Annotated in this window: 14 protein-coding genes, 1 tRNA gene and 2 pseudogenes; 11 read left to right on the top strand and 6 right to left on the bottom strand. The window is 63.8% G+C overall.

Going from position 1 to position 20,114, the window contains the following annotated elements; all coding sequences use genetic code 11:
- Nucleotides 1–4 precede the first annotated feature (4 nt).
- Nucleotides 5–1,508, bottom strand: a pseudogene (locus GWG67_RS01325) (amidase).
- A 253-nt stretch (nt 1,509–1,761) separates the two neighbouring features.
- Between GWG67_RS01325 and rnz the strand changes: the two are divergent.
- Nucleotides 1,762–2,664 (top strand): ribonuclease Z, encoded by a 903-nt coding sequence (gene rnz / locus GWG67_RS01320; RefSeq protein WP_275167360.1) that lies wholly within the window; start codon nt 1,762–1,764, stop codon nt 2,662–2,664.
- Between the two features lie 60 nt (nt 2,665–2,724).
- On the opposite strand, the gene GWG67_RS01315 is transcribed toward rnz, so the two are convergent.
- Nucleotides 2,725–2,798 (bottom strand) — tRNA-Gln (locus GWG67_RS01315).
- 298 nt (nt 2,799–3,096) lie between these two features.
- On the opposite strand from GWG67_RS01315, the gene GWG67_RS01310 reads away from it, so the two are divergent.
- The 7 genes from GWG67_RS01310 to GWG67_RS01280 all read left to right on the top strand — a co-directional run bounded on the left by GWG67_RS01310 (nt 3,097) and on the right by GWG67_RS01280 (nt 8,865).
- Nucleotides 3,097–3,459 (top strand): DUF1428 domain-containing protein, encoded by a 363-nt coding sequence (locus GWG67_RS01310; RefSeq protein ID WP_275167359.1) that lies wholly within the window; start codon nt 3,097–3,099, stop codon nt 3,457–3,459.
- A 180-nt stretch (nt 3,460–3,639) separates the two neighbouring features.
- The gene (locus tag GWG67_RS01305; protein ID WP_275167358.1) at nt 3,640–4,893 is read left to right on the top strand and encodes an ABC transporter substrate-binding protein; all 1,254 of its coding nucleotides are present in this window, start codon (nt 3,640–3,642) and stop codon (nt 4,891–4,893) included.
- Nucleotides 4,894–4,958: 65 nt separating this feature from the next.
- On the top strand, nt 4,959–5,822 hold the full coding sequence (locus tag GWG67_RS01300; protein WP_275167357.1) for a branched-chain amino acid ABC transporter permease: 864 nt from the start codon (nt 4,959–4,961) through the stop codon (nt 5,820–5,822).
- Between the two features lie 27 nt (nt 5,823–5,849).
- Nucleotides 5,850–6,821, top strand: a complete 972-nt coding sequence (locus GWG67_RS01295; protein ID WP_063992810.1) for a branched-chain amino acid ABC transporter permease — start codon at nt 5,850–5,852, stop codon at nt 6,819–6,821.
- Nucleotides 6,811–7,578, top strand: a complete 768-nt coding sequence (locus tag GWG67_RS01290) for an ABC transporter ATP-binding protein (RefSeq protein WP_275167356.1) — start codon at nt 6,811–6,813, stop codon at nt 7,576–7,578. The genes GWG67_RS01295 and GWG67_RS01290 overlap by 11 nt, the downstream gene beginning before the upstream one ends.
- On the top strand, nt 7,575–8,294 hold the full coding sequence (locus tag GWG67_RS01285) for an ABC transporter ATP-binding protein (RefSeq protein ID WP_275167355.1): 720 nt from the start codon (nt 7,575–7,577) through the stop codon (nt 8,292–8,294). The genes GWG67_RS01290 and GWG67_RS01285 overlap by 4 nt, the downstream gene beginning before the upstream one ends.
- An 85-nt stretch (nt 8,295–8,379) precedes the next feature.
- Nucleotides 8,380–8,865 carry a hypothetical protein gene (locus GWG67_RS01280; protein ID WP_275167354.1) on the top strand — a complete coding sequence of 162 codons (486 nt, stop codon included), beginning with the start codon at nt 8,380–8,382 and terminating at the stop codon, nt 8,863–8,865.
- Here the strand turns inward: GWG67_RS01280 and GWG67_RS01275 are convergent.
- Complete coding sequence (locus tag GWG67_RS01275; RefSeq protein ID WP_275167353.1) at nt 8,860–9,528, bottom strand: TetR/AcrR family transcriptional regulator; 669 nt, start codon at nt 9,526–9,528, stop codon at nt 8,860–8,862. The genes GWG67_RS01280 and GWG67_RS01275 overlap by 6 nt on opposite strands.
- A 107-nt stretch (nt 9,529–9,635) precedes the next feature.
- On the opposite strand from GWG67_RS01275, the pseudogene GWG67_RS01265 reads away from it, so the two are divergent.
- Nucleotides 9,636–11,923: pseudogene (locus GWG67_RS01265) on the top strand (arylsulfatase).
- A gap of 12 nt (nt 11,924–11,935) precedes the next feature.
- Here GWG67_RS01265 and GWG67_RS01260 read toward each other — a convergent pair.
- The 3 genes from GWG67_RS01260 to GWG67_RS01250 form a co-directional block, all read right to left on the bottom strand.
- Complete coding sequence (locus tag GWG67_RS01260; protein WP_275167350.1) at nt 11,936–12,508, bottom strand: invasion associated locus B family protein; 573 nt, start codon at nt 12,506–12,508, stop codon at nt 11,936–11,938.
- A gap of 66 nt (nt 12,509–12,574) precedes the next feature.
- On the bottom strand, nt 12,575–15,721 hold the full coding sequence (locus GWG67_RS01255) for an efflux RND transporter permease subunit (protein WP_275167349.1): 3,147 nt from the start codon (nt 15,719–15,721) through the stop codon (nt 12,575–12,577).
- Nucleotides 15,718–16,890 carry an efflux RND transporter periplasmic adaptor subunit gene (locus GWG67_RS01250; RefSeq protein ID WP_275167348.1) on the bottom strand — a complete coding sequence of 391 codons (1,173 nt, stop codon included), beginning with the start codon at nt 16,888–16,890 and terminating at the stop codon, nt 15,718–15,720. The genes GWG67_RS01255 and GWG67_RS01250 overlap by 4 nt, the downstream gene beginning before the upstream one ends.
- Before the next feature lie 376 nt (nt 16,891–17,266).
- Between GWG67_RS01250 and GWG67_RS01245 the strand changes: the two genes are divergently transcribed.
- Both GWG67_RS01245 and GWG67_RS01240 read left to right on the top strand, forming a co-directional pair.
- On the top strand, nt 17,267–17,506 hold the full coding sequence (locus tag GWG67_RS01245; protein ID WP_275167347.1) for a hypothetical protein: 240 nt from the start codon (nt 17,267–17,269) through the stop codon (nt 17,504–17,506).
- Nucleotides 17,507–17,723: 217 nt separating this feature from the next.
- Complete coding sequence (locus GWG67_RS01240) at nt 17,724–20,114, top strand: TonB-dependent siderophore receptor (RefSeq protein ID WP_275167346.1); 2,391 nt, start codon at nt 17,724–17,726, stop codon at nt 20,112–20,114.

Genomic DNA, 20,114 nt, shown 5'->3' with positions numbered 1-20,114 from the left:
GCCATTACTTGGCAGCCAGCGACGGCGGCGGGACGAAGCCGCCGAACTCGCGTTCCATCAGTCCGGCGAGCGCAATCGTGGTGCGGTCCTCGAGATAAGGCCCGATGATCTGGACGCCAATTGGCAGGCCCGATGGCGTGCGCTCGATCGGAACGGCGGTCGCAGGCAGTCCGCAGGTCGAAGCGGGGTCTGCCCAGATGAAGCATGCATCAGCGTAGGGATAGAGCTGTCCATCGATATCCAGTTGCCGCGCGTCGAACGGCTCGGACTGGTCCTGTGGAAAGGCCGGCACGGCGGCGGCCGGGTAGATCACTGCGTCGAAATCGCGGAATAGCTCCTGCCATCGTTGCTGCAGCTGCAGGCGCGCCGCATCGGTCGCCAGCCATTCACGATGGACCATCGCCCAGCCGCGCGCCCGCTCTGCCTGCAGGCTGCGGTCGTCGGGCGAGAGTGCCGCGGCAACTCCTTGCGCCTCTGCGAGGGCGGCCGGTGTCAGGCGTGGACTTCGCGCCGCGTTCAGCAGCTTCATGTAGAGCCGCGCGGATTCTGCGAGATCGGGCAGCGCCGCACTCGAGCGTGCGACCCGCGCACCTGATCGTTCGAGCCGTTCCGCCAATCGCCCGATGGCGGAACGCACGGCATCGCCTGTCGGCATCAACGGATGCGTATCGATCACGAGGATTCTGAAATCCCTGAGCTGGTCGTGTCGCGGGAACGGCAGCGCGAGACGATAGCCAATCCCGTCGCGTGTCTCGTCGGGGCCGGCGATTACGTCGAGGGCGAGCGCAAGATCCGGGGCGGTGCGCGTCATCGGCCCGACGACGGCCAGATCGCCCTGGCCAGGCACGGGCGGCGCCGGCGGCAGGCTGTATCCGCGCAGCGGCACCAGGCCGAGGCTCGGCTTGTTGTCCAAACACACCGCAGAAATGCGCGGGCACCCGGATCGAGCCGCCGATATCCGAACCGATCGAGAGCGGACCGAACCCCGCGGCCAGCGCCGCGCCCGATCCGCCTGAGGAGCCGCCGGGCGATCGGCCGAGATCCCACGGATTGTTTGTCGTTCCGTAGATCTCATTGTAGCTCTGAAAATCCCGCAGACCGATCGGGATGTTGGTCTTGCCGATGATGACAGCGCCCGCCGCCTTCAACCGCGAGACGACAAGGGCGTCCTCCGCCGGTTGGAAATCCCTGAAATGCGGAAAGCCCCATGTCGTCGGCAGGCCGGCGGCGTTGAACGGTTCTTTCAACGTCACGGGGATGCCGAGCAATGGCTGCCGCTCGCCGCGGCCAAGCGCGGCATCGGCGGCGCGCGCGGCGTCTCTTGCGCGATCGAAATCGCGAACGATGACGGCATTGATCCGTCCGTCCAGCGCCTCGATGCGCGCGATCGTATGCTCGATCAACTCCGACGCAGAAACCTTGCGCGCGTGCAGGGCGCTCAGCAGGGTGCTGATCGAGCCGTAGTCCCAGTCAGCGGCGGTCAATCCGGACTGCATCACGATCTCCATTGTCTTGCAGCGCCGCGTCGATGTCGCTCGGCTGCAAATCGATCCGAGTATCGAGCATGCAATTTGGCAGATGGGATGAGGAGGTCGCGCAACGGGAACCAGATCTGTCCGCCGATCGGGGGCCGAAGGCGGCGGCTGGCCGCCAGATCGCGGGATACGCATTTCTTGCCGCACTCTATGCGGGATCGATGGGCTCTGTACGCGCTGCTGCTCACGTGGCATTGGGGGCGGTGAAGCTTGGACACTGACGAGCATGTTCGCCCTGACATTCCTTGGGACTTCGGCCAGCGTTCCGTCGGCGGAGCGCAACCATCCGGCTCTCCTGGTGGAGGCAGCGGGCAAGCGCGTCCTCATCGATTGCGGCGAGGGCACGCAGCGCCAGTTGCTGCGCAGCGGTGCGGGCTTTCGGCGGCTTGACCGCATTCTGCTGACGCATGCCCATCTCGATCATGTGCTCGGCATCCCCGGTCTCTTCTCGACGCTGGGGTTGCGCCAGCAATCGGACGTGATGACCCTCCATGGAGGGAAGGGTACGCTCGACGTCGTCATCCGCATGCTTGCCGGCCTGTGGGGCGCGGGCAGGGCGCCGATCCCTGTGGAGTTCGCGCCGCTGATCGAAGGACTGGTTATCGACGCCGGCGACTTCACCGTCGATTGCTTTCCGGTCCGCCACCGCGACACCGACAGCTTTGGTTTTTGCTTCCAGAGTCCCGCACGTCGCCATCTTGAGCGGGAGCGCCTCGCCGAACTCGGCGTTCCCGATGGGCCGCTGCGCGGAGAATTGGCTGCGGGGCGACCAGTCGTGATCGCCGGCCGCACGATCGATCCGGAAGACGTGCTGGGGCCGCCGAGCGGCGGCAGGAAGCTCGTGGTGATCGGCGACACCGAAACCACCGACGGGCTGTGCAAACGTGTGGCCGACGCCGATCTACTGGTGATCGAGGCGACCTTCCTCGATCGTGACGCCGCGACCGCACGGGACTATGGCCATCTCACCGCGCGCGAGGCGGCTTCATTTGCCGCCGCGAACAACGTCGGACAACTCGTGCTCAATCACATGTCGGGGCGCTATCGGGACGAAGAGATTTTGGCCGAAGCGACGATGATTTTTCCGAACACGCGAATTGCCGCCGACTTCGATCGCATCGTGATTTAGCGGTACCGCTCCAAGAGAGCGCAACCTCTGACGGTCTGATTGTGAGCTGGTTACCCGGAGTGGCTGGGGAACTAGGATTCGAACCTAGACAAACAGAGTCAGAGTCTGTTGTGCTACCGTTACACCATTCCCCAACGGAATAGCCGAACAAATTCAATGACTTGTTGATTTGTCCGGCTGTGGCCGATGGCGCTGTCGCGCAAATCACGGCTCAGGCGTGGAGGGTTTCTACCCGCTCGGCTGTGGGCTGGCAAGCGCTGCGACGCAGGGGTGTTTTGCGGTCCACTTGGGACGTGCGGGCCGTGGGATCGCAGGCTCCGGCGGCGCGCCACGGCGGCGCGCGACCGTTTGCCTCATCCGAAAATCACGTTTCCTGGTCGGATCGTCAGGCGCCGCATCGTCCTTCGGATACACAGCCCAAGGAGATCCGTGATGCCCTATGTCGATGGTTTCGTGCTGGCCGTGCCGAAGGACAAAATCGAGGCCTACAAGGCGCTGGCGCAATCGGCCTGCGCGATCTGGATGGAGCACGGCGCGCTCGACTATGTCGAATGCATCGGCGACGACGTGCCCTATGGCGAGCTCACCTCGTTTCCGCGCGCGGTGATGGCGAAGGAGGACGAGATCGTGGTGTTCTCCTGGATCGTCTATCGCGACCGGGAGACCCGTGATGCCGTCAACAAGAAGGTGATGTCGGACCCGCGGCTGAAGTTGGACGGCATGCCGTTCGACGGAAAGCGCATGATCTATGGCGGCTTCACGACGCTGCTGAGCGCGAGCGATCCCGTGGGGTGAGGGCGCTGACCCAGCCCACACCGGTGCTTGTCCATGCAGCATCGTGGCAAGCCGTTTCACTTGCCGGTACAGGGCCAGCATGCCATCCTCTCATCGCCAGGCATAAACAAACGGAAGCGGGCGCTTAGCCGAGCTTCCAAAAAATCCTGGTTGGGGAAACCCCTTGGGAGGTCTGATTTCATGAGATTGAAGCACGTCACCGGGCTGCTTTGCGCGGCTGCGATGTCCCTTGCGCTCGCTTCAGCCGCGCAGGCCCAGGACAAGGTCGTCAAGATCGGCGCGATCCTGCCGATGTCAGGCGGCACCGCCTCGATCGGCGCGCACGCCAAGGCGGCGCTCGAAGTCGCCATGGACATCATCAACAACCCTCATCCCGAGCTCGGCACTCTGCCGCTGGCCAAGAACGCAGGCCTTGCGGGCCTCGGCGGTGCCAAGATCGAGATCGTGTTCGCCGACAACCAGGGCAACCCGGCGACAGGCCAGAACCAGGCGTTGCGCCTGATCACGGAAGAAAAGGTGGCCGCCGTGTTCGGCTCCTATCAGTCCGGCGTCACGCTGACCTCGAGCGCAATCGCCGAGAAATACGGCATTCCCTTTCTTAACTCCGAGTCGGTCGCCGCCAATCTCACCGAGCGCGGCTTCAAATGGTTCTTCCGCACCACGCCGATCGCCACCGACTTCGCCAAGGCGTATGTCGATTTCCTCGCCGACATCAAGGCGCAAGGCGCCAAGACCGATGCAATCGCGCTGGTTCACGACAACACCGAATACGGCACCTCGGTCGCCAACACGATCAGCGCCGCCTTCAAGGAGAAGGGCCAGGCCATCGCAGTTGACGTTGCCTATCCCGTCAACGCGACCGATGTGCAGGGCCAGGTGCTCCAGCTCAAGGACAAAAAGCCCGACGTGATCATCATGATCAGCTACACGTCGGATGCGATCCTGTTCGCCAAGACTATGCAGTCGCTTGACTACAAGCCGGCGGTGCTTTTGGCCGACGACGCCGGCTATTCCGATCCCTCCTTCATCAAGGCGGTCGGCAAGATATCGCAAGGCGTCTTCAACCGTTCGTCATGGTCGGTGGGGCCGGCCGGCTCACCATCGGCCATCATCGCCGACATGTACAAGAAGAAGAGCGGCGAGGAGATGGACGACACCGTCGGCCGCCAGATGCAGGGCTTCTTCGTGCTGGCCGACGCAATCGACCGCGCCGGCTCGACCGACCCGGCGAAGATCCAGGCCGCGTTGAAGGCGACCGATCTGAAGCCCGAGCAATTGATGATGGGCTACAAGGGCGTGAAGTTCGACGACAAGGGCCAGAATATTCTCGCCTCCGGGCTCATCATCCAGCTTCAGGACGGCGAGAACTACACCGCGGTGTGGCCGAAGGCCAATGCTGCGAAGGCGCCGGTGCTGCCCTACAAGGGCTGGTGAGATTTGAAGGCGGGGCTGCGCGCCCCGCCATTCCCGAAATGATTTGATCAGAGCAACGCTGGCTCATGTCCTTTGTACTGGTGCAGGTGATCGTCGGCGGGCTTCTGCTTGGCGCTGTCTATGCCCTGTTTTCCTCTGGCCTCACGTTGGTGTGGGGCATGATGAACATCGTCAATTTCGCGCATGGCGATTTTGTCATGCTCGGCATGTACGTGGCCTACGTCGTGTACACGCTGATGGGGGGAGGGCCGATCCTCGGCGCGCCGCTGGCGACGCTGGTGCTCGCGACCGTCGGCGTCGTCGTCTATTTCGCCCTGATCCGCGACATCATGAAGGGACCGATGCTGGCGCAAATCCTCGGCACGTTCGGGCTTGCGCTATTGCTGCGCTATTCCGTGTTCTGGTGGTTCGGCGCCAACTTCCTATCGATGCCTCCGAACATCGTGGGCGGCACCTATGCGTTCGCGGGCCTGCGTATCGAGGCCTCGCGGCTGCTTGCCGGCGTGGTCGCGCTGCTCGTCACGCTCGGGCTGCATCTGCTGCTGACGCGGACCTCGCTCGGCTCGAAGATGCTGGCGGTGGCGGAGGATCAAACAGCGGCGCAACTGATGGGCATCCGTCCCGATACCATGCAGGCGATCGCCTGGGCGATTGCGGCCGGCGCCACCGGGCTCGCCGGCGCGCTGATCGCGAACTTCTTCTACATCGTTCCGACCGTCGGCGAGACGCTCGGCATCGTCGCCTTCGTCACGGTGTCGCTCGGCGGTTTTGGCAGTGTGCCGGGCGCCCTTGTCGCAGGCCTGCTGATCGGCGTGATCGAGTCGCTGTCGGGCTATCTGATCGGAGCGATCTACAAGGACATCGTCGTCTATGTCCTGTTCCTGCTCTTCCTCTGGTTCCGGCCACAGGGCTTGATGGGGAAGATGTGATGAGCAAGACCTGATGAGAAAGATGTGATGCGGCGCTTGATCTGGCTCTCGGTCGTCGCAGCGATTGCGATCGCCTATCCGCTGCTGCTGTCCTCGCCGTTCCAGCAGCGCCTGGGCGCGCTGGTGCTGCTTTATGCGATTGCGGCGTCCGCGTGGAATATCGTCGGCGGCTATGCCGGCCAGGTCTCGGTCGGCCACGTCGTGTTCTTCGGCTGCGGTGCTTATGCCGCGATGGGATCCTACGCAAAGTTCGGCCTGTCGCCCCTGTTCGGCATCCCCGGCGGGATCGTGCTCGCCGTGGGCCTGGCCGCGATCATCGGCGTGCCGACGCTGCGGCTGTCCGGTCATTATTTCAGCATGGCGACCATCGCGGTCGCCGAGACGATGCGGCTGATCGTGACCAACACCGATTGGCTCGGTGCCGCGGTCGGGCTCTCCGGGCCGACCGTGCCGCGCAACATCTTCGATCTCTCGTTTCTGTCGTCGCTGCCGTATTATTATCTCTTCCTTGCAATCCTCGCGATCACGCTGTTGATCACCTGGTGGATGACCAACAGCCGCATGGGATTTTACCTGCGTGCGATCAAGGATTCCGAGCGCGCGGCGCGCTCGCTCGGCGCCCCCGCCAGCCGCACCAAGCTCTACGCCTACATGCTGAGCGCAGCGCTGACGAGCGTCGCCGGCGCGCTCTATGCCATGATGTTCGGCTTCGTCGATCCCGAGTCCGGATTCGGCATCCTGATTTCGGTGAAGATCCTGATCATGGCGGCGCTGGGCGGGGCAGGGCTGCTGTTCGGGCCACTCGTCGGTGCCGCGATCCTGGTGCCGCTGGAAGAGATTTCCAACAGCTGGCTCGGCGGCAAGGGCGCCGGGCTCACCTTCGTGCTCTATGGCGCGATCATCGTCGTGATCGCGCGTTTCCAACCGGGTGGCTTGCTCAGCCTGTTCACGCGGCGCAGTAAGCCGACCAAGGACACCGGAGCTGGCCATGCTCCTTGAGGCACGCGAAATTACGAAGGCGTTCGGCAGCTTCAAGGCGGTGGACGACGCCTCCGTGACTTTGGAGCAGGGCGACATCCTCGGCCTGATCGGCCCGAACGGCGCGGGCAAGTCTACGTTCTTCAATTGCCTGACTGGCGATCTCAAGACCACTTCAGGCCGCGTCCTGTTCGAGGGCCGCGACATCACCGACTTCACGCCGGAGCTGCGCGCCGGGCTTGGGCTTGCCCGCACCTTCCAGGTGCCGCAGACTTTTGAGGGCATGACGGTGCTGGAGAACGTCATGATCGGCGCGTTCCTGCGCACCTCGCATCGCAAGGACGCCGAGACCAGGGCGCGCGCGGTGCTCGAGCGCGTCGGCATGATCAGGCTTGCGGATGCGCCGGCGCGTTCCCTCGGCACGCCCGGTCGCAAGCGGCTGGAGATCGCGCGGGCGCTGGCGACCGAGCCGAAGGTGCTTCTGCTCGACGAAGCCATGGCCGGCCTCAACGCCCATGAGGTGAGGCTCGCCATCGACCTCGTGCGCGACATTCATCGTTCCGGCATCACGCTCGTGATCGTCGAGCACATCATGGAAGTGATCATGTCGCTCGCCAGCCGCGTGATGGTGTTCCACCAAGGCAAGGAGATCGCCCGCGGCTCGCCGCGCGAGGTCACCTCCAACCCGGCGGTGATCGAGGCCTATCTCGGCAAGCGCGCAGCCAAGGCGGCCGCCGGCCACACGCCGGTCGAACTGATGGGCGGGCCGGACCTATGAGCGGGCCGTTGCTGCGGATCGAGCACCTCGAGGTGCGCTACGGCGATCTCATCGGCGTGTCCGACGTCTCGCTGGAGGTTCCCGAAGGCAGCGTCGTCGCGCTGCTCGGCTCCAATGGCGGCGGCAAGACCACGACGCTGAACGCGATCGCCGGCCTCATTCCCGTGCATTCCGGATCGATCCACTTTCGCGGCGAGGACATTGCCGGCGAGAGGGCGTTTGCGATCGTGCGCAAGGGGCTGGCGCTGTCGCCGGAAGGCTGGCGGCTGTTCGTGCAGCAGAGCGTCGAGAACAATTTGCTACTCGGCGCAACGCCGCTGCACGACAAGTCGCGCCAGGCCACGCTGCTCGAACGGGTCTACGAGATCTTTCCGCGTCTGAAGGAGCGCCGCAACCAGCGCGCCGGCACCATGTCCGGCGGCGAGCGGCAGATGCTCGCGGTCGGTCGCGCGCTGATGAGCGATCCGAAGCTGTTGATGCTGGATGAACCCTCGCTCGGTCTCGCGCCGGCGGTGGTCGAATCCATGTACGAGACCTTTGGCCGCCTGCATCGCGGGGGCCTGACCATCCTGCTCGCCGAACAGTCGATCGAGCTCGCACTCGAGGTCTCGGATTTCGCCACGGTGCTCCAGGTCGGCAAGAGCGTGTTGTCAGGCACGGCGGCGGCGCTCGCGGAGGACCCGCAGGTCCAGAAGGCTTATCTCGGCGTGGACTGATCGACGTCCGCTCGCGGTAACCGCGGCGATGTCAGCGCATGATGTTATGCTTTCGCTGTTTGCGAGACTGCCGGGAGATTGGATCGTGTTCTCAGACGGGCTTGGATTCGATGTTGGGGTCGCCCGACAACTTTTGAAAGAAGGCGGGGACGGCGAAGGCGCCGCCTATCTGGAGGCGTTCATCGCGAAAGGCTCTGTCATGGCCATGATCGAGATGGCTGAATATCTGGATGATAAGGGCGATCAGCCTGCCAGCCTGGCGTTGATGGCGCGAGCCGAGGCATCGATCGCCGACGACGATTGCGAGTCTTGGCTCTATCTCGCCGGGGCCTTGCGACGGGGGCTAGGGGCAGGGACGGCCCAGGAGCGGTACTTCAGGTCCTTCAATCTGAAGGAGCGGGTGGCCGAGTCCGGCCATTTGCTGGCCATTCAAGAAATGATCGCCAACTATTTTCACGGCCTTAACGGCGCCCCGAAAGACAGCGAGCGGGCTATCTACTGGGTAAGAAAGGCCGAGGCGATCCGGGACGAGAAGGCGAAACAGATCCTTCGCGACGAAGGATTGTCATAGCTCCGCCTGAAGCAGCAGCAACAGGCAGCCGGCCAGCCGCGTCTCCATCTCTTTCGACGAAAGCGACAGCGGCCCGGGATCGTTGAGGATCGCATTCACCAGCGTTCCCAGCACGACCTGGAAACCGAACGCGATGGTGCGGGTCTTGGCCGCCTTGCGTCCCTTGCCCATGGCCGGCAGCAGGAGAGGGGTGGCGTCCATCGTGGTGGCTTTCGCCAGCGCCTTGAACGCTGTCCATTTGTCCGGGCGGGTGTCGTCATGCTGGAGCGCGGCGCGCAGCACGCCCTCGTGGTTGCGCATCCAGGCGATGATGCCTTTGACAACGATTTGGCAGAGCTCGCTGAGGCCTGTCTCGGGCGACGGCTGCCTGATCTCGCCCAGTCGGTGCTCGCCGTCGCGCGCGGCCAGCGCCATCAAGGCGTTGAAATAGGCCTCCTTGCTCTCGAAGCGGCTGTAGAAGGCGCCAACGGTGGCGCCGACCTCGGTGCAGAGTGCTTCGATCGAGAGCTCGGCGAGGCTGCGCGTCCGCAGCATCTCGGCGCCCGCGCGCAGCAGCGCCAGCGTCGTCTCCCGGCTGCGCTTCTGGCGCGACGGGGCGACGCCGGGCAGGTCGAAATCGCGAACCCCGGGGTCTTCGGAACGTGGCTGCTTCCGTGCTTGCATCGCGGCTAAATGATAATCATAACTCTTATTACATTTAGGTGGGGACGAGCTGCGGGTCAACCGTGGCCGTCGGCGGGCACCCAGGCCGGCCGAACAGGGAGGATCAGATGAGTGCACGCAGCGACACGCCGTTTCGCGGCACAGTCGGCAAGACGGTTGCGGACTCAAAACCCTGGTGGCCGGATTCGCCAAGGCCGCCCGAGGGCGCGCCGAACATCCTGGTGGTGCTATTCGACGACGTCGGCTTCTCCGATTTCGGCTGCTACGGCTCGGCGATCCGGACGCCGACAATCGACCGGCTCGCCGCCGAAGGCTTGCGCTATTCCGGCTTCCATACCACAGCGATGTGCTCGACGACGCGGGCTGCGCTGCTGACGGGGCGCAACCATCACTCGGTCGGCGTCGGGTGCCTTGCCAATTTCGATTCCGGGTATCCAGGCTACCGCGGCAAGATCGCGCGCGAGGCGGGGACGCTCGCCGAGATGCTGCGCACCACGGCTATCGCAACTACATGGTCGGCAAATGGCATGTGACGCCGCTCACCGAGAGCGGCGCCACCGGCCCGTTCGACGGCTGGCCGCTCGGCCGCGGCTTCGATCGCTTCTACGGCTTTCTCGACGCCGAGACCGACCAGTACGCGCCGGAGCTCGTCTCCGACAACACGCATATCGATCCTCCGGGCACCTATGCCGACGGCTATCATCTGACCGAGGATCTGATCGACCAGTCGATCCGCTTCATCGGAGATCACGTCGCCGATCGTCCTGACGTCCCGTGGCTGACCTGGGTCGCGCTGGGGGCCTGCCACGCGCCGCACCAGGCACCGATGGATATCATCAGGAGCTACGACGCCTCGTTCGCGCACGGCTGGGACGTCGAACGCGAGCAGCGGCTCTCGCGTCAGAAGGCGATGGGACTGGTGCCGGAGCGAACGCGGATGCCGGCGCGCAATGACGGCGTGAAGGCCTGGGAAGATCATTCGGCCGACGAGCGTCGCGTCTTCACGCGCCTGCAGGCGGCTTTTGCCGGAATGCTGGACCATTCCGATCGTCATCTCGCACGCCTCGTCTCATTTCTGGATAAGGCCGACATCCGCGACAACACCATGATCATCGTGATGTCCGACAATGGCGCGAGCCAGGAGGGCGGGCCGCTCGGCTTCGTCAACGCGATGGGCCCATTCAATTTCGAGCCGGAGCCGATCGCGGAGAAGCTGAGCCGCATCGACGACATCGGCGGGCCGGACACCCACAGCAATTTTCCGCATGGCTGGGCGATGGCTTCGAACACGCCGCTGCGCCGCTACAAGCAGAACACCCATGGCGGCGGCATCCGCGATCCCTTCGTCATCAATTGGCCGAAGAAGATCGCGGGCACGGGCGAGCTGCGGCACCAGTTCGTGCACGCCTGCGACCTCACGCCGACGCTGCTGGAGCTGATCGGCATCGAGGCGCCCGCCGAGATCGCAGGCTGCCGGCAGATGCCGCTGGAAGGCGAGAGCTTCGCGCGTTCGATCACGGACGCGTCTGCTCCTTCAAAGAGCTCGCCGCAATATTTCGAGATGTTCGGCCATCGCGGCCTCTGGCAGGCAGGGTGGAAGGCGGTCGCTTTCCATCCATCGGGCACGCCCTTCGAGAGCGACAAATGGGAGCTGTTCCATCTCGATGAGGATTTCTCCGAGACCGACGATCTCGCGGCGAAAGAGCCGGAGCGGCTTGGCCGGATGATCGCGACACGGTGGGAGGAAGCCGAGAAGCACAAGGTGTTGCCGCTCGATGATCGCTTCGGGCCACGCTTTGCCGAGAATGCTGCGCGCTTCCACGGTGCTCGCCACCATTTCGTCTTCCATGCTGGCATGGGCCATGTGCCGACCGATGTCGCACCCGACGTGCGCAGTCGCAGCTATACGATCGAGGCGCATGTTGAGATCGACGAGGCGAGCGCCGATGGCGTGCTGATCTCACACGGCGACGCGACGTCCGGCTACAGCCTTTACGTCAAGGATGGCCACCTCGTGCATGACCTCAACATCGGAGGCAGTCACCAGATCATCCGCTCGGACCGCAAGGTGCCGTCGGGCGCGCGGCGGCTGGGCGTGCATGTCGAGCGTCTCGTGCGCAAGGAGCCGCCGGCGAAGGGCTCGCGCACTGGCATCACCGACTACACGCTACTGATTGATGGTGAGAAGGCGGGGTCGCTGCAGACCCAGCTCGGATTCCACACGCTGATCTCGTGGTCGGGCCTCGACATCGGCCGCGACCGCGGCAGTCCGGTCTCGCATTACGAGGCGCCGTTCCAATTCACCGGACGGCTCTCGCACGTCAGCGTCACCATGCACAACGACCAGAAGCTCGACGGCGATGCCGTCGGCAACGCGCAGATGGCGCGGCAATAGGAGCGAGGCGACTTACTTGATCTTGTCGTAGGCCACCGCGAAATCGCCGAGCGGCATCGGGATCGCGATCGTTTCCTTCGCCATGTTCTGGAAGGAGACCTTGAGCTGCTTGCCCGACCGCAAGGTCGCAAGCAGGTCCGGTGCGATCGGCGTCGAAGCGTAGCAGCCGCGGTTCTCGCAGGTCTGGATCTGGAGATCGACCGTCTTGCCCTCGTCGACCTGTAGCTTGGCGCCGATGGGAAGGTTGAGGCCGAGCGGCAATTGCAACAGCGCCACTGGTGTGCGGGTGTCGGGCGCGATGCGGATGTTGATCAGGACGATGGTCTGCCCGGTCTTGGTCAGCACCGCGTTCTGCTCCATCGCGCATTCGAGCGGTGCGTCGCGGCTGACGCTGGTGCAGCGCACGACCCAGCCGGGCGGCTGCGCCGGAGCGCCGTCAGCCTGCGGCTGCGTCGGAGCCGGTGCGGGCTGTGCCGCCGGGGCAGAGGGAGCCGCGTTCTTCTTGGCGCCTTGCTGGGCATGCGCGACACCCGCCGACAACAGGATGGCGGCGACAAGGGCGACAAGTCTGGATTGCATGAGCATGGCAAAACCGCGTTTACGTGAACCGAGGGCCTCGCTGTAACGTCGTGAGGCGCGCGGTGCAAGCTGCTACTCGGCAGCTTCCTTAACGGTGCCGTGCTCGACCGTCTCGTCACCTTCGCCGTCACCCTTACGGCCCCAGCCCGAGAACCAGTTGTTGAGCTCGTCGAGATAGAGATAGACGACCGGAGTGGTGAAAAGCGTCAGCGCCTGGCTGACGATCAGACCGCCGACCATGGCGTAGCCGAGCGGCTGGCGAATTTCGGCGCCCGTGCCGTGGCCGAGCATCAGCGGCACGCCGCCGAGCAGGGCAGCCATCGTCGTCATCATGATCGGACGGAAGCGCAATAGCGCTGCCTGCCGGATCGATTCCGCCGGCGTCTTGTGCTCATCGCGCTCCGCGGCGATGGCGAAGTCCACCATCATGATGCCGTTCTTCTTCACGATGCCGATCAGCAGAATGACTCCGATCAAAGCAATCAGGCTGAACTCGAAGCCGGCCGCCATCAGGATCGCGAGTGCGCCGACGCCGGCCGAGGGCAGGGTCGACAGAATCGTGATCGGATGGATGTAGCTCTCGTAGAGGATGCCGAGGATCAGATAGACCACGACCAGCGCGGCGAGAATGAGGAGCGGCACAGTGCCGAGCGACTGCTGGAACGCCTGTGCCGTGCCCTGGAAACTCGAATTGAGCGTCGGCGGCGCGCCGAGATCGGCCATCGCCTTTTGCACGGCCTCGGTGGCCTGGCCGAGCGCGACGCCCTGGGCGAGGTTGAAGCTGATCGTGATCGCCGGGAACTGGCCCTGGTGGCTGATCGAGAGCGGGCGGACCGGATCGGTGCTCCAGGTCGCGAAGGTCGACAGCGGCACCTGGTCACCGGTCAGCGGAGATTTCAGGTAGAGCTTGTTCAGACTCTCGAGGCTGCCCTGCATCTCCGGCAGGATCTCGAGGATCACCTTGTAGGTGTTGAGCTGGGTGAAATACTGCGTGACCTGGCGCTGGCCGAAGGCGTCGTACAACGTGTCGTCGATCAGCTGCGGCTGGATTCCGTAACGCGCTGCGGTATCGCGATTGATTTTGAGCTGAACCGTGGTGCCCTGGGTCTGCTGGTCGGTCGCGACGTCGCGCAGTTGCGGCAACGTCTGCATCCTGGCGAGGATCTTCGGCGCCCAGTCGTTGAGCTCGGCGAGATCGGCGTCCTGCAGGGTGAACTCGAACTGCGTGCGCGTTGGCCTGCCGCCGAGCCGGACGTCCTGCGCCGCCTGCATATAGAGGCGGGCGCCGGACACCTTCTCGAGCTTGGGACGCAGCCGCGCGATGATCTGCTGCGCGGAGGCATTGCGGACGCTGCGCGGCTTCAGCGTGATGAACATGTTGCCGTTGTTGCCGGCGCGGCCGCTCCCGCCGATGTTCATCGCGATTGTTGCGACGTCGGGATCGTCCATCACGATCTTGCCGAGCTCGACCTGGCGGCGCTGCATCTCCGCGAACGAGATGTCCTGGGAGGCTTCGGAGGTCGCGGTGATCAGCCCGACGTCCTGCTGCGGGAAGAACCCCTTCGGGATCAGGACGAACAGATAGATCGACAGGGCAAGGGTCGCGAAGAAGATCGTGAGGGTCGTGCGACGCCAGGCCAGGGCATGGTCGAGCACCCATTCGTAGCCGCGCAGCATCGCATCAAAACCGCGCTCGCTCCATTGATAGAACTTGCCGTGGGTCACCTCCCCATGCGCGCGCAGGAAGCGCGAGGCCATCATCGGCGTCAGGGTCAGCGACACGAACATCGAGACGAAGATGGTCATCGCCAGCACGACGGCGAATTCGCGGAACAGGCGTCCGATGATGCCGCCCATCAGCAGCAGCGGAATCAGCACCGCGACCAGCGAGATGCTGATCGAGACGATGGTGAAGCCGATTTCCTTGGAGCCCTTGAAGGCGGCCGCCATCGGCGATTCGCCTTCCTCGATGTAACGGGTGATGTTCTCGAGCATCACGATGGCGTCGTCGACGACGAATCCGACCGCGATGGTGAGAGCCATCAGCGACAGATTGTCGAGCGAATAGCCGACGACCCACATCAAGGCGCACGCGCCCAGCAGCGCCAGCGGCACCGTGATGGTGGGTATGACGGTCGCCCAGAAACTGCGCAGGAAAATGAAGATGACCATGACCACCAGCGCAATGGTCAGCAGCAGCGTGAACTGGACGTCCTCGACCGCGGCGCGGATCGTCGTGGTGCGGTCGCTGATGAGCTCGATCTTGATCGCGGGCGGGATCGCTGCGACGAGGCGAGGCAGGGTGGCCTTGATCCGGTCGACGGTCTCGATGACGTTGGCGCCCGGCTGCTTGAATATCACCAGGAACACGCCGCGCTTGCCGTTGGCCCAGGCCGCCTGCTTGGCGTCCTCGGCGCCGCTGACCGCCTGGCCGACATCGCGGATTCGCAAGGGACCTCCATTGCGATAAGCGATGATGACGTCGTTCCAGTCCTTGGCCTGCGTGAGCTGGTCGTTGGCGTAGATCGTGTAGGCGCGCTTCGGACCGTCGATGTTGCCCTTCGGGCTGTCGACCGTGGTGATCGCGATCTGGCTGCGTACGTCCTCCATCGAGAGGCCCTTGGCGACGAGTTTCGCCGGGTCGATCTGGATGCGAATGGACGGTTTCTGCTGGCCGCCGATGAAGACCTGCGCGACGCCGGAGAGCTGGCTGATCTGCTGGGCGAGCTGGGCGTCGACCGCGTCGCTGACACTGGTCAGCGGCAACGTGTCGGAGGTCGCCGACAACAGCAGGATCGGAGCGTCGGCCGGGTTGACCTTGCGATAGGTCGGTGGCGAGGGCAGGTTCTTCGGTAGCTGACCGCTCGCGGCGTTGATGGCGCCCTGCACGTCGTTGGCGGCGCCGTCGATGCTGCGGTTGAGGTCGAACTGGATGGTGATCGACGCGGTGCCCAGATAGCTCGTCGAGGTCATCTGGGCGATGCCCGGGATCTGGGCGAATTGCCGTTCGAGCGGCTGGGCCACCGACGAGGCCATGGTCTCGGGGCTGCCGCCCGGCAGATTGGCGGTGATCTGGATGGTCGGGAAGTCCACCTGCGGCAATGGCGCGACCGGCAGCAGGGGATAGGCGACCAGACCGACGAAGAGAATGCCGGCCATCAGCAGCGATGTGCCGATGGGATAACGGATGAAAGGTGCCGAAATCCCGCCCGCGTTCATTCCTGTCGAACCTTGTTCTGGGCCGGATCCGTACTCGCCACGGCCGTCGAGACGAGGCTTCCCGGCTGAACCTTGAATTGGCCGCCGGTGATCACCTGCTGCCCGGGCGTCAGCCCTTCGTCGACGACCGAACGTCCGTCGATGGCGTAGCTGACCTTGATCTTGTGCAGTTCGGCCTTGTTGTCCTGATTGACCGTATAGGCGTAGAGGCCGTTGGTGGAATGCTGGACCGCGTCATCCGGGACAACGGTCGCATCCTTCAGGGTGCGCACCAGCAGGCGTGTCGACACCGACTGCCCAGGCCACAGCGCGTGGTCCTTGTTGTCGAACACCGCCTTGAGTCGGATCGTGCCGCTGCTGGTGTCGACCTGGTTGTTGATGACCGCGAGCTTGCCCTCGGCCAGCGTCTTCTTGCCGTCGGTGGTGAAAGCGATCACCTTGAGCGCGCCGGCCTTCTGGCCCTCGCTGATATAGGGCAGCTGATCTTCCGGCGCGGTAAAGATCACCGAGATCGGCTCGACCTGCGAGATTGTAACGATGCCGGTCTGCGTCGAGGAATTGACGATGTTGCCGATGTCGACCTGGCGCAGGCCCGCGACGCCGGTGATCGGCGCCTTGACCTGGGTGTAATCGAGCTGGGTCTGCGCGTTGGAGATCGCGGCATCGTCGGCGGCGATCTGCGCGGTGAGCTGGGCGACCGTCGAGCGCTGGGTGTCGACCCGCTGGGCGGTGGCGAATTCGCCGAGCTTCATGGCGCGCTGGAGCTCGAGATTGGCGTTGGCCAGATTTGCCTCGTCCTGCGCCTTCTTGGCCTTGGCCTGGTCGAGCGTGGCCCGATAGGGGCGGGGATCGATCGAGGCGAGGAGCTCGCCCTCCTTGACGATCTGGCCTTCGGTGAAGGCGATCTTGTCGATCTGGCCATCCACCCTGGTCCGGACTTGGACGGTGTTGAAGCCCGCAACCGTGCCGAGACCGGTCAGGTAAACCGGAAAGTCCACCTTCTGGACCGGCGAAACGCTCACGGGGACGGCGGGCGGGCGCTGCGGCCCCTTCTGTGCGGTCTGGATTTTTCCGGCCTCGGGCGCGCCGAATTTCTGCCAACCATAGTAACCCGCGGAGGCCACGGCCGCGATGATCAGAATCCAGAGGATCGGCCGGGACTTTTTCATTTCGTCTCGTGTCGGCTCTTGTGCCCTAAACTACGAATTATGAGGCAATCATAGGGTTCCAGGGCGCTTGTATAATACACGCCAAGTTCCAGTGTAAACAGCACTATCCGTTGAGAATCCTAAACAATTGGAAAGCTTTGCACCGCTTAGGCAGCTCCGTGTCACTACGGTGTGCAGTGCTGGATTGTCCCGTCAGGAACGATCAGCGTGCAAACTTTGTGCAATGCTCGAAAGCGGTGTGCTCCGCACCGAGCGGCGCCGCGCATGGGCCGCAAGGCGACGGCTCGCAAGAACGGTTCTAAATCGTGAGGAGGCCGTTTCGGTTGTCAGGAAAACTGGCATCGGTCATATCGGCGCGCCACAACGGGAGCGCAGCATGGACGAACTGAACGGCAAGCTGATCGCGTGTCAGATCCTGATCACGGGATTGATCGCACGCGTCGCCAACGAGCAGCGCGATCCCTTGCGCTTTCTCACGGACTTCCGCGACGAGATCAGAGCCGTCGTCAACGGTGTCAACATCGCCGGCATGGACAACAGCGATCGCGTGCGCGCGGTGGCGCAGAAGACCGTCGATGAATTGTTCTCGCTGATGAAGCCGCCAAGCAGCGATTGACGATGCGCGCGCGACCGCCGAACTCGCGCTCTCTTTAGAACGACTCCAATCTTGTTTTAGAACGATTTCAAACTGTAGTTTAGAATCGTTTTGATCTGGACTTATTCAAGCGTTCTCGCGGCTTGCTCGCATTGACCCGCTATTTTGCCGCCGATACCAACACACCAATCGTTCATCGAAGTGAATGGGCGAACAGGAATATGGGGCGTGTTTGGTAATGGGGCAGGTGGTCGCACCGAAGTCGTTGCGTTCGGTCGCAGCATTCGATGAAAAGTTCACGAGCGTTTCCGGCAAGAAGGTCTCCGCTGTCGCGGGCCTGATCGCGGCAGCATCGGTGTCGAGCGGCGCGGAAGCGCAGCAGTCGAATCTGCCGCCGGTGACGGTCGATGCTCCGGTCGCGCGTCCGCGCCCGGTGGCTTCGAAGCCGACGGCGGACCAGGTCCGCGCGCGCAATGCGCTTCGCCGCGCCGCGCAGCGGCAGCAGCCCGCGCAGCAGACGGCTCCTACCGTTCCGGCCGGCGAAGCCGACCGTAATCCGTATTCCGATCCGGCAGCGCCCTACAAGGTCGACCACGTCCAGGCCTCCGGCAAGTTTCCCGAAAAGATGCTGAACACGCCGAAGAGCATCACCGTGCTCAGCAAGGAAGTGCTCGAGGACAAGAACGCCACGACGCTGAAGGAGATCGGACGCTCCACCGCGGGTGTGACGCTGGGATCGGGCGAGGGCGGCAACGCCTTCGGCGACCGCTTCTTCATCCGCGGCTTCGACGCGCGCAACGACGTCTTCATCGACGGTATCCGCGATCCCGCGGTCTCGATCCGCGAGAATTTCTTCACCGAGCAGATCGAGATTCTGCGCGGCCCGGCCTCGTCCTACGCCGGCCGCGGCACCGCTGGCGGCGCCATCAACATCGTCACCAAGCAGGCGGGCGACGTCAATTTCAAGCGGATGGATACCGAGTTCGGCACCGACCGGACCAAGCGGGTCACGCTCGACGTCAACCAGGTCATCGATCCCACCTTCTCGGTGCGCGTTGGCGGCCTGTTCCAGGACGCCAACGTCGCCGGCCGCAACTACATCACCGACGATCGCTGGGGTTCGTTCATCTCGACCAAGTACACCCCGACCAACGACATCAAGATCACGACGAACTACGTCCACACCGACCTCAGCGGCTACCCGGATTTCGGCGTGCCCTTTTACAGGCAGGGCAACGTGCCGGTGACGTCGGCGGGCATTCCGCGCGGAAGCTGGTACGGCTTCCTCAACCGCGACTTCCAGACGGCGCGGCAGGATTTCGGCACCGGCACGATCGAGTACAAGGTCAACGACGCCATTACGCTGACCAGCAAGGTGCGCGGCGAGCACTCGGTGCTGAACTACATCGGCACGCTGCCGCAGAACCCGAACACGACCAGCCCGAATCCGCTGCTCTGGACCACGACGGCAAGCGCGCAGAGCCGCTTGCAAAGCGTGGACGTGTGGGCCAACCAGAACGAGGCCACGTTCAAGCTCGACACCGGCGGGGTCAAGCACACCACGGTGTTCGGCGTCGAGTATGCGAACGAGAACATCTCGATCGACCGCTATGCGGGCCTCGCGTCGGAGCTGTCCGGTTCCGCCTTCACGAGCAACGGCGCGGTGACGGGGGTCAATCTCTATTCTCCGCAATTCACCAACATCCCCTTCAGCATTCCCGGGATCGTCGGGAATCCGACGCGATATGGCGTCAACACCACCAGCGTGTATGCCATGGATACCGCCAACTGGCAGGACACGATCATCGTCAACGGCGGCGTGCGCTACGACGGCTATAGCCAGAGCTCGTCGACCAACGCGGCCTATCTGAAGCAGAACGCCGACCTTGTGAATTACAACGTCGGCCTGGTTTACAAGCCGATGTCGATCGGCAGCGTCTATGCGGCCTATGCCACCTCGGCCAATCCGTTCGGGTCGGAGCTTGATGCGACCGCGACCGATTACGGTGGTGTTCCGCCCAACACGGCCGTTTTGCTCGGACCCGAGCGTAACAAGGCGATCGAACTCGGCACCAAATGGGAGCTCGCCGACCGTCACCTGCTGGTGACTGGTGCGCTGTTTCAGACGACCAAGGACAATGCGCGCGAGACCGTCAACAGCGTGCTGACTTCGGGGGCCGCCTACAGGATCCAGGGCATCGACATCGAGGCCGAGGGCAAGCTCACCGACCGCTGGAGCATTTTTGGCGGCCTGGTGCTGATGCAGTCGAAGGTCACGCAGAGCGGCGTTGCGTCGAATTTGGGTCTGCAGCTTGCCAACATTGCCCACCAGTCGTTCAGCATGCTGACCAAGTACAAGTTCGATGGCGGCTGGGAACTCGGCGGGCAGGCGGTGTACCGCTCGAAGGTCTATGGCGGCACGTTCGCGGCCAACACCAACGAGTTGCCGAGCTATTGGCGTTTCGACGCGTTCATCGAGAAGAAGATCGACCAGAACTGGACCATGAAGTTCTACGCTCAGAACCTTACGAACAAGCTCTATTACGACTCGTTCTATCGCAGTGCCGTACCCTTCGTGGCGGTCGCGCCGGGGCGGGCGTTCTATCTCGTGACGACGGCGAAGTTCTGA

It is taken from the genome of Bradyrhizobium sp. CSS354 (assembly GCF_029051725.1).
GTDB lineage: Bacteria > Pseudomonadota > Alphaproteobacteria > Rhizobiales > Xanthobacteraceae > Bradyrhizobium.
This window is presented reverse-complemented; position numbering and strand designations above follow the sequence as displayed.

Bases quoted from the DNA above. Each gene is read 5' to 3' on its own strand.
- rnz (WP_275167360.1), top strand. From the start codon at position 1,762: ATGTTCGCCCTGACATTCCTTGGGACTTCGGCCAGCGTTCCGTCGGCG.
- GWG67_RS01310 (WP_275167359.1), top strand. From the start codon at position 3,097: ATGCCCTATGTCGATGGTTTCGTGCTGGCCGTGCCGAAGGACAAAATC.
- GWG67_RS01305 (WP_275167358.1), top strand. From the start codon at position 3,640: ATGAGATTGAAGCACGTCACCGGGCTGCTTTGCGCGGCTGCGATGTCC.
- GWG67_RS01300 (WP_275167357.1), top strand. From the start codon at position 4,959: ATGTCCTTTGTACTGGTGCAGGTGATCGTCGGCGGGCTTCTGCTTGGC.
- GWG67_RS01295 (WP_063992810.1), top strand. From the start codon at position 5,850: ATGCGGCGCTTGATCTGGCTCTCGGTCGTCGCAGCGATTGCGATCGCC.
- GWG67_RS01290 (WP_275167356.1), top strand. From the start codon at position 6,811: ATGCTCCTTGAGGCACGCGAAATTACGAAGGCGTTCGGCAGCTTCAAG.
- GWG67_RS01285 (WP_275167355.1), top strand. From the start codon at position 7,575: ATGAGCGGGCCGTTGCTGCGGATCGAGCACCTCGAGGTGCGCTACGGC.
- GWG67_RS01275 (WP_275167353.1), bottom strand. From the start codon at position 9,528: ATGCAAGCACGGAAGCAGCCACGTTCCGAAGACCCCGGGGTTCGCGAT.
- GWG67_RS01260 (WP_275167350.1), bottom strand. From the start codon at position 12,508: ATGCTCATGCAATCCAGACTTGTCGCCCTTGTCGCCGCCATCCTGTTG.
- GWG67_RS01255 (WP_275167349.1), bottom strand. From the start codon at position 15,721: ATGAACGCGGGCGGGATTTCGGCACCTTTCATCCGTTATCCCATCGGC.
- GWG67_RS01250 (WP_275167348.1), bottom strand. From the start codon at position 16,890: ATGAAAAAGTCCCGGCCGATCCTCTGGATTCTGATCATCGCGGCCGTG.
- GWG67_RS01245 (WP_275167347.1), top strand. From the start codon at position 17,267: ATGGACGAACTGAACGGCAAGCTGATCGCGTGTCAGATCCTGATCACG.
- GWG67_RS01240 (WP_275167346.1), top strand. From the start codon at position 17,724: ATGGGGCAGGTGGTCGCACCGAAGTCGTTGCGTTCGGTCGCAGCATTC.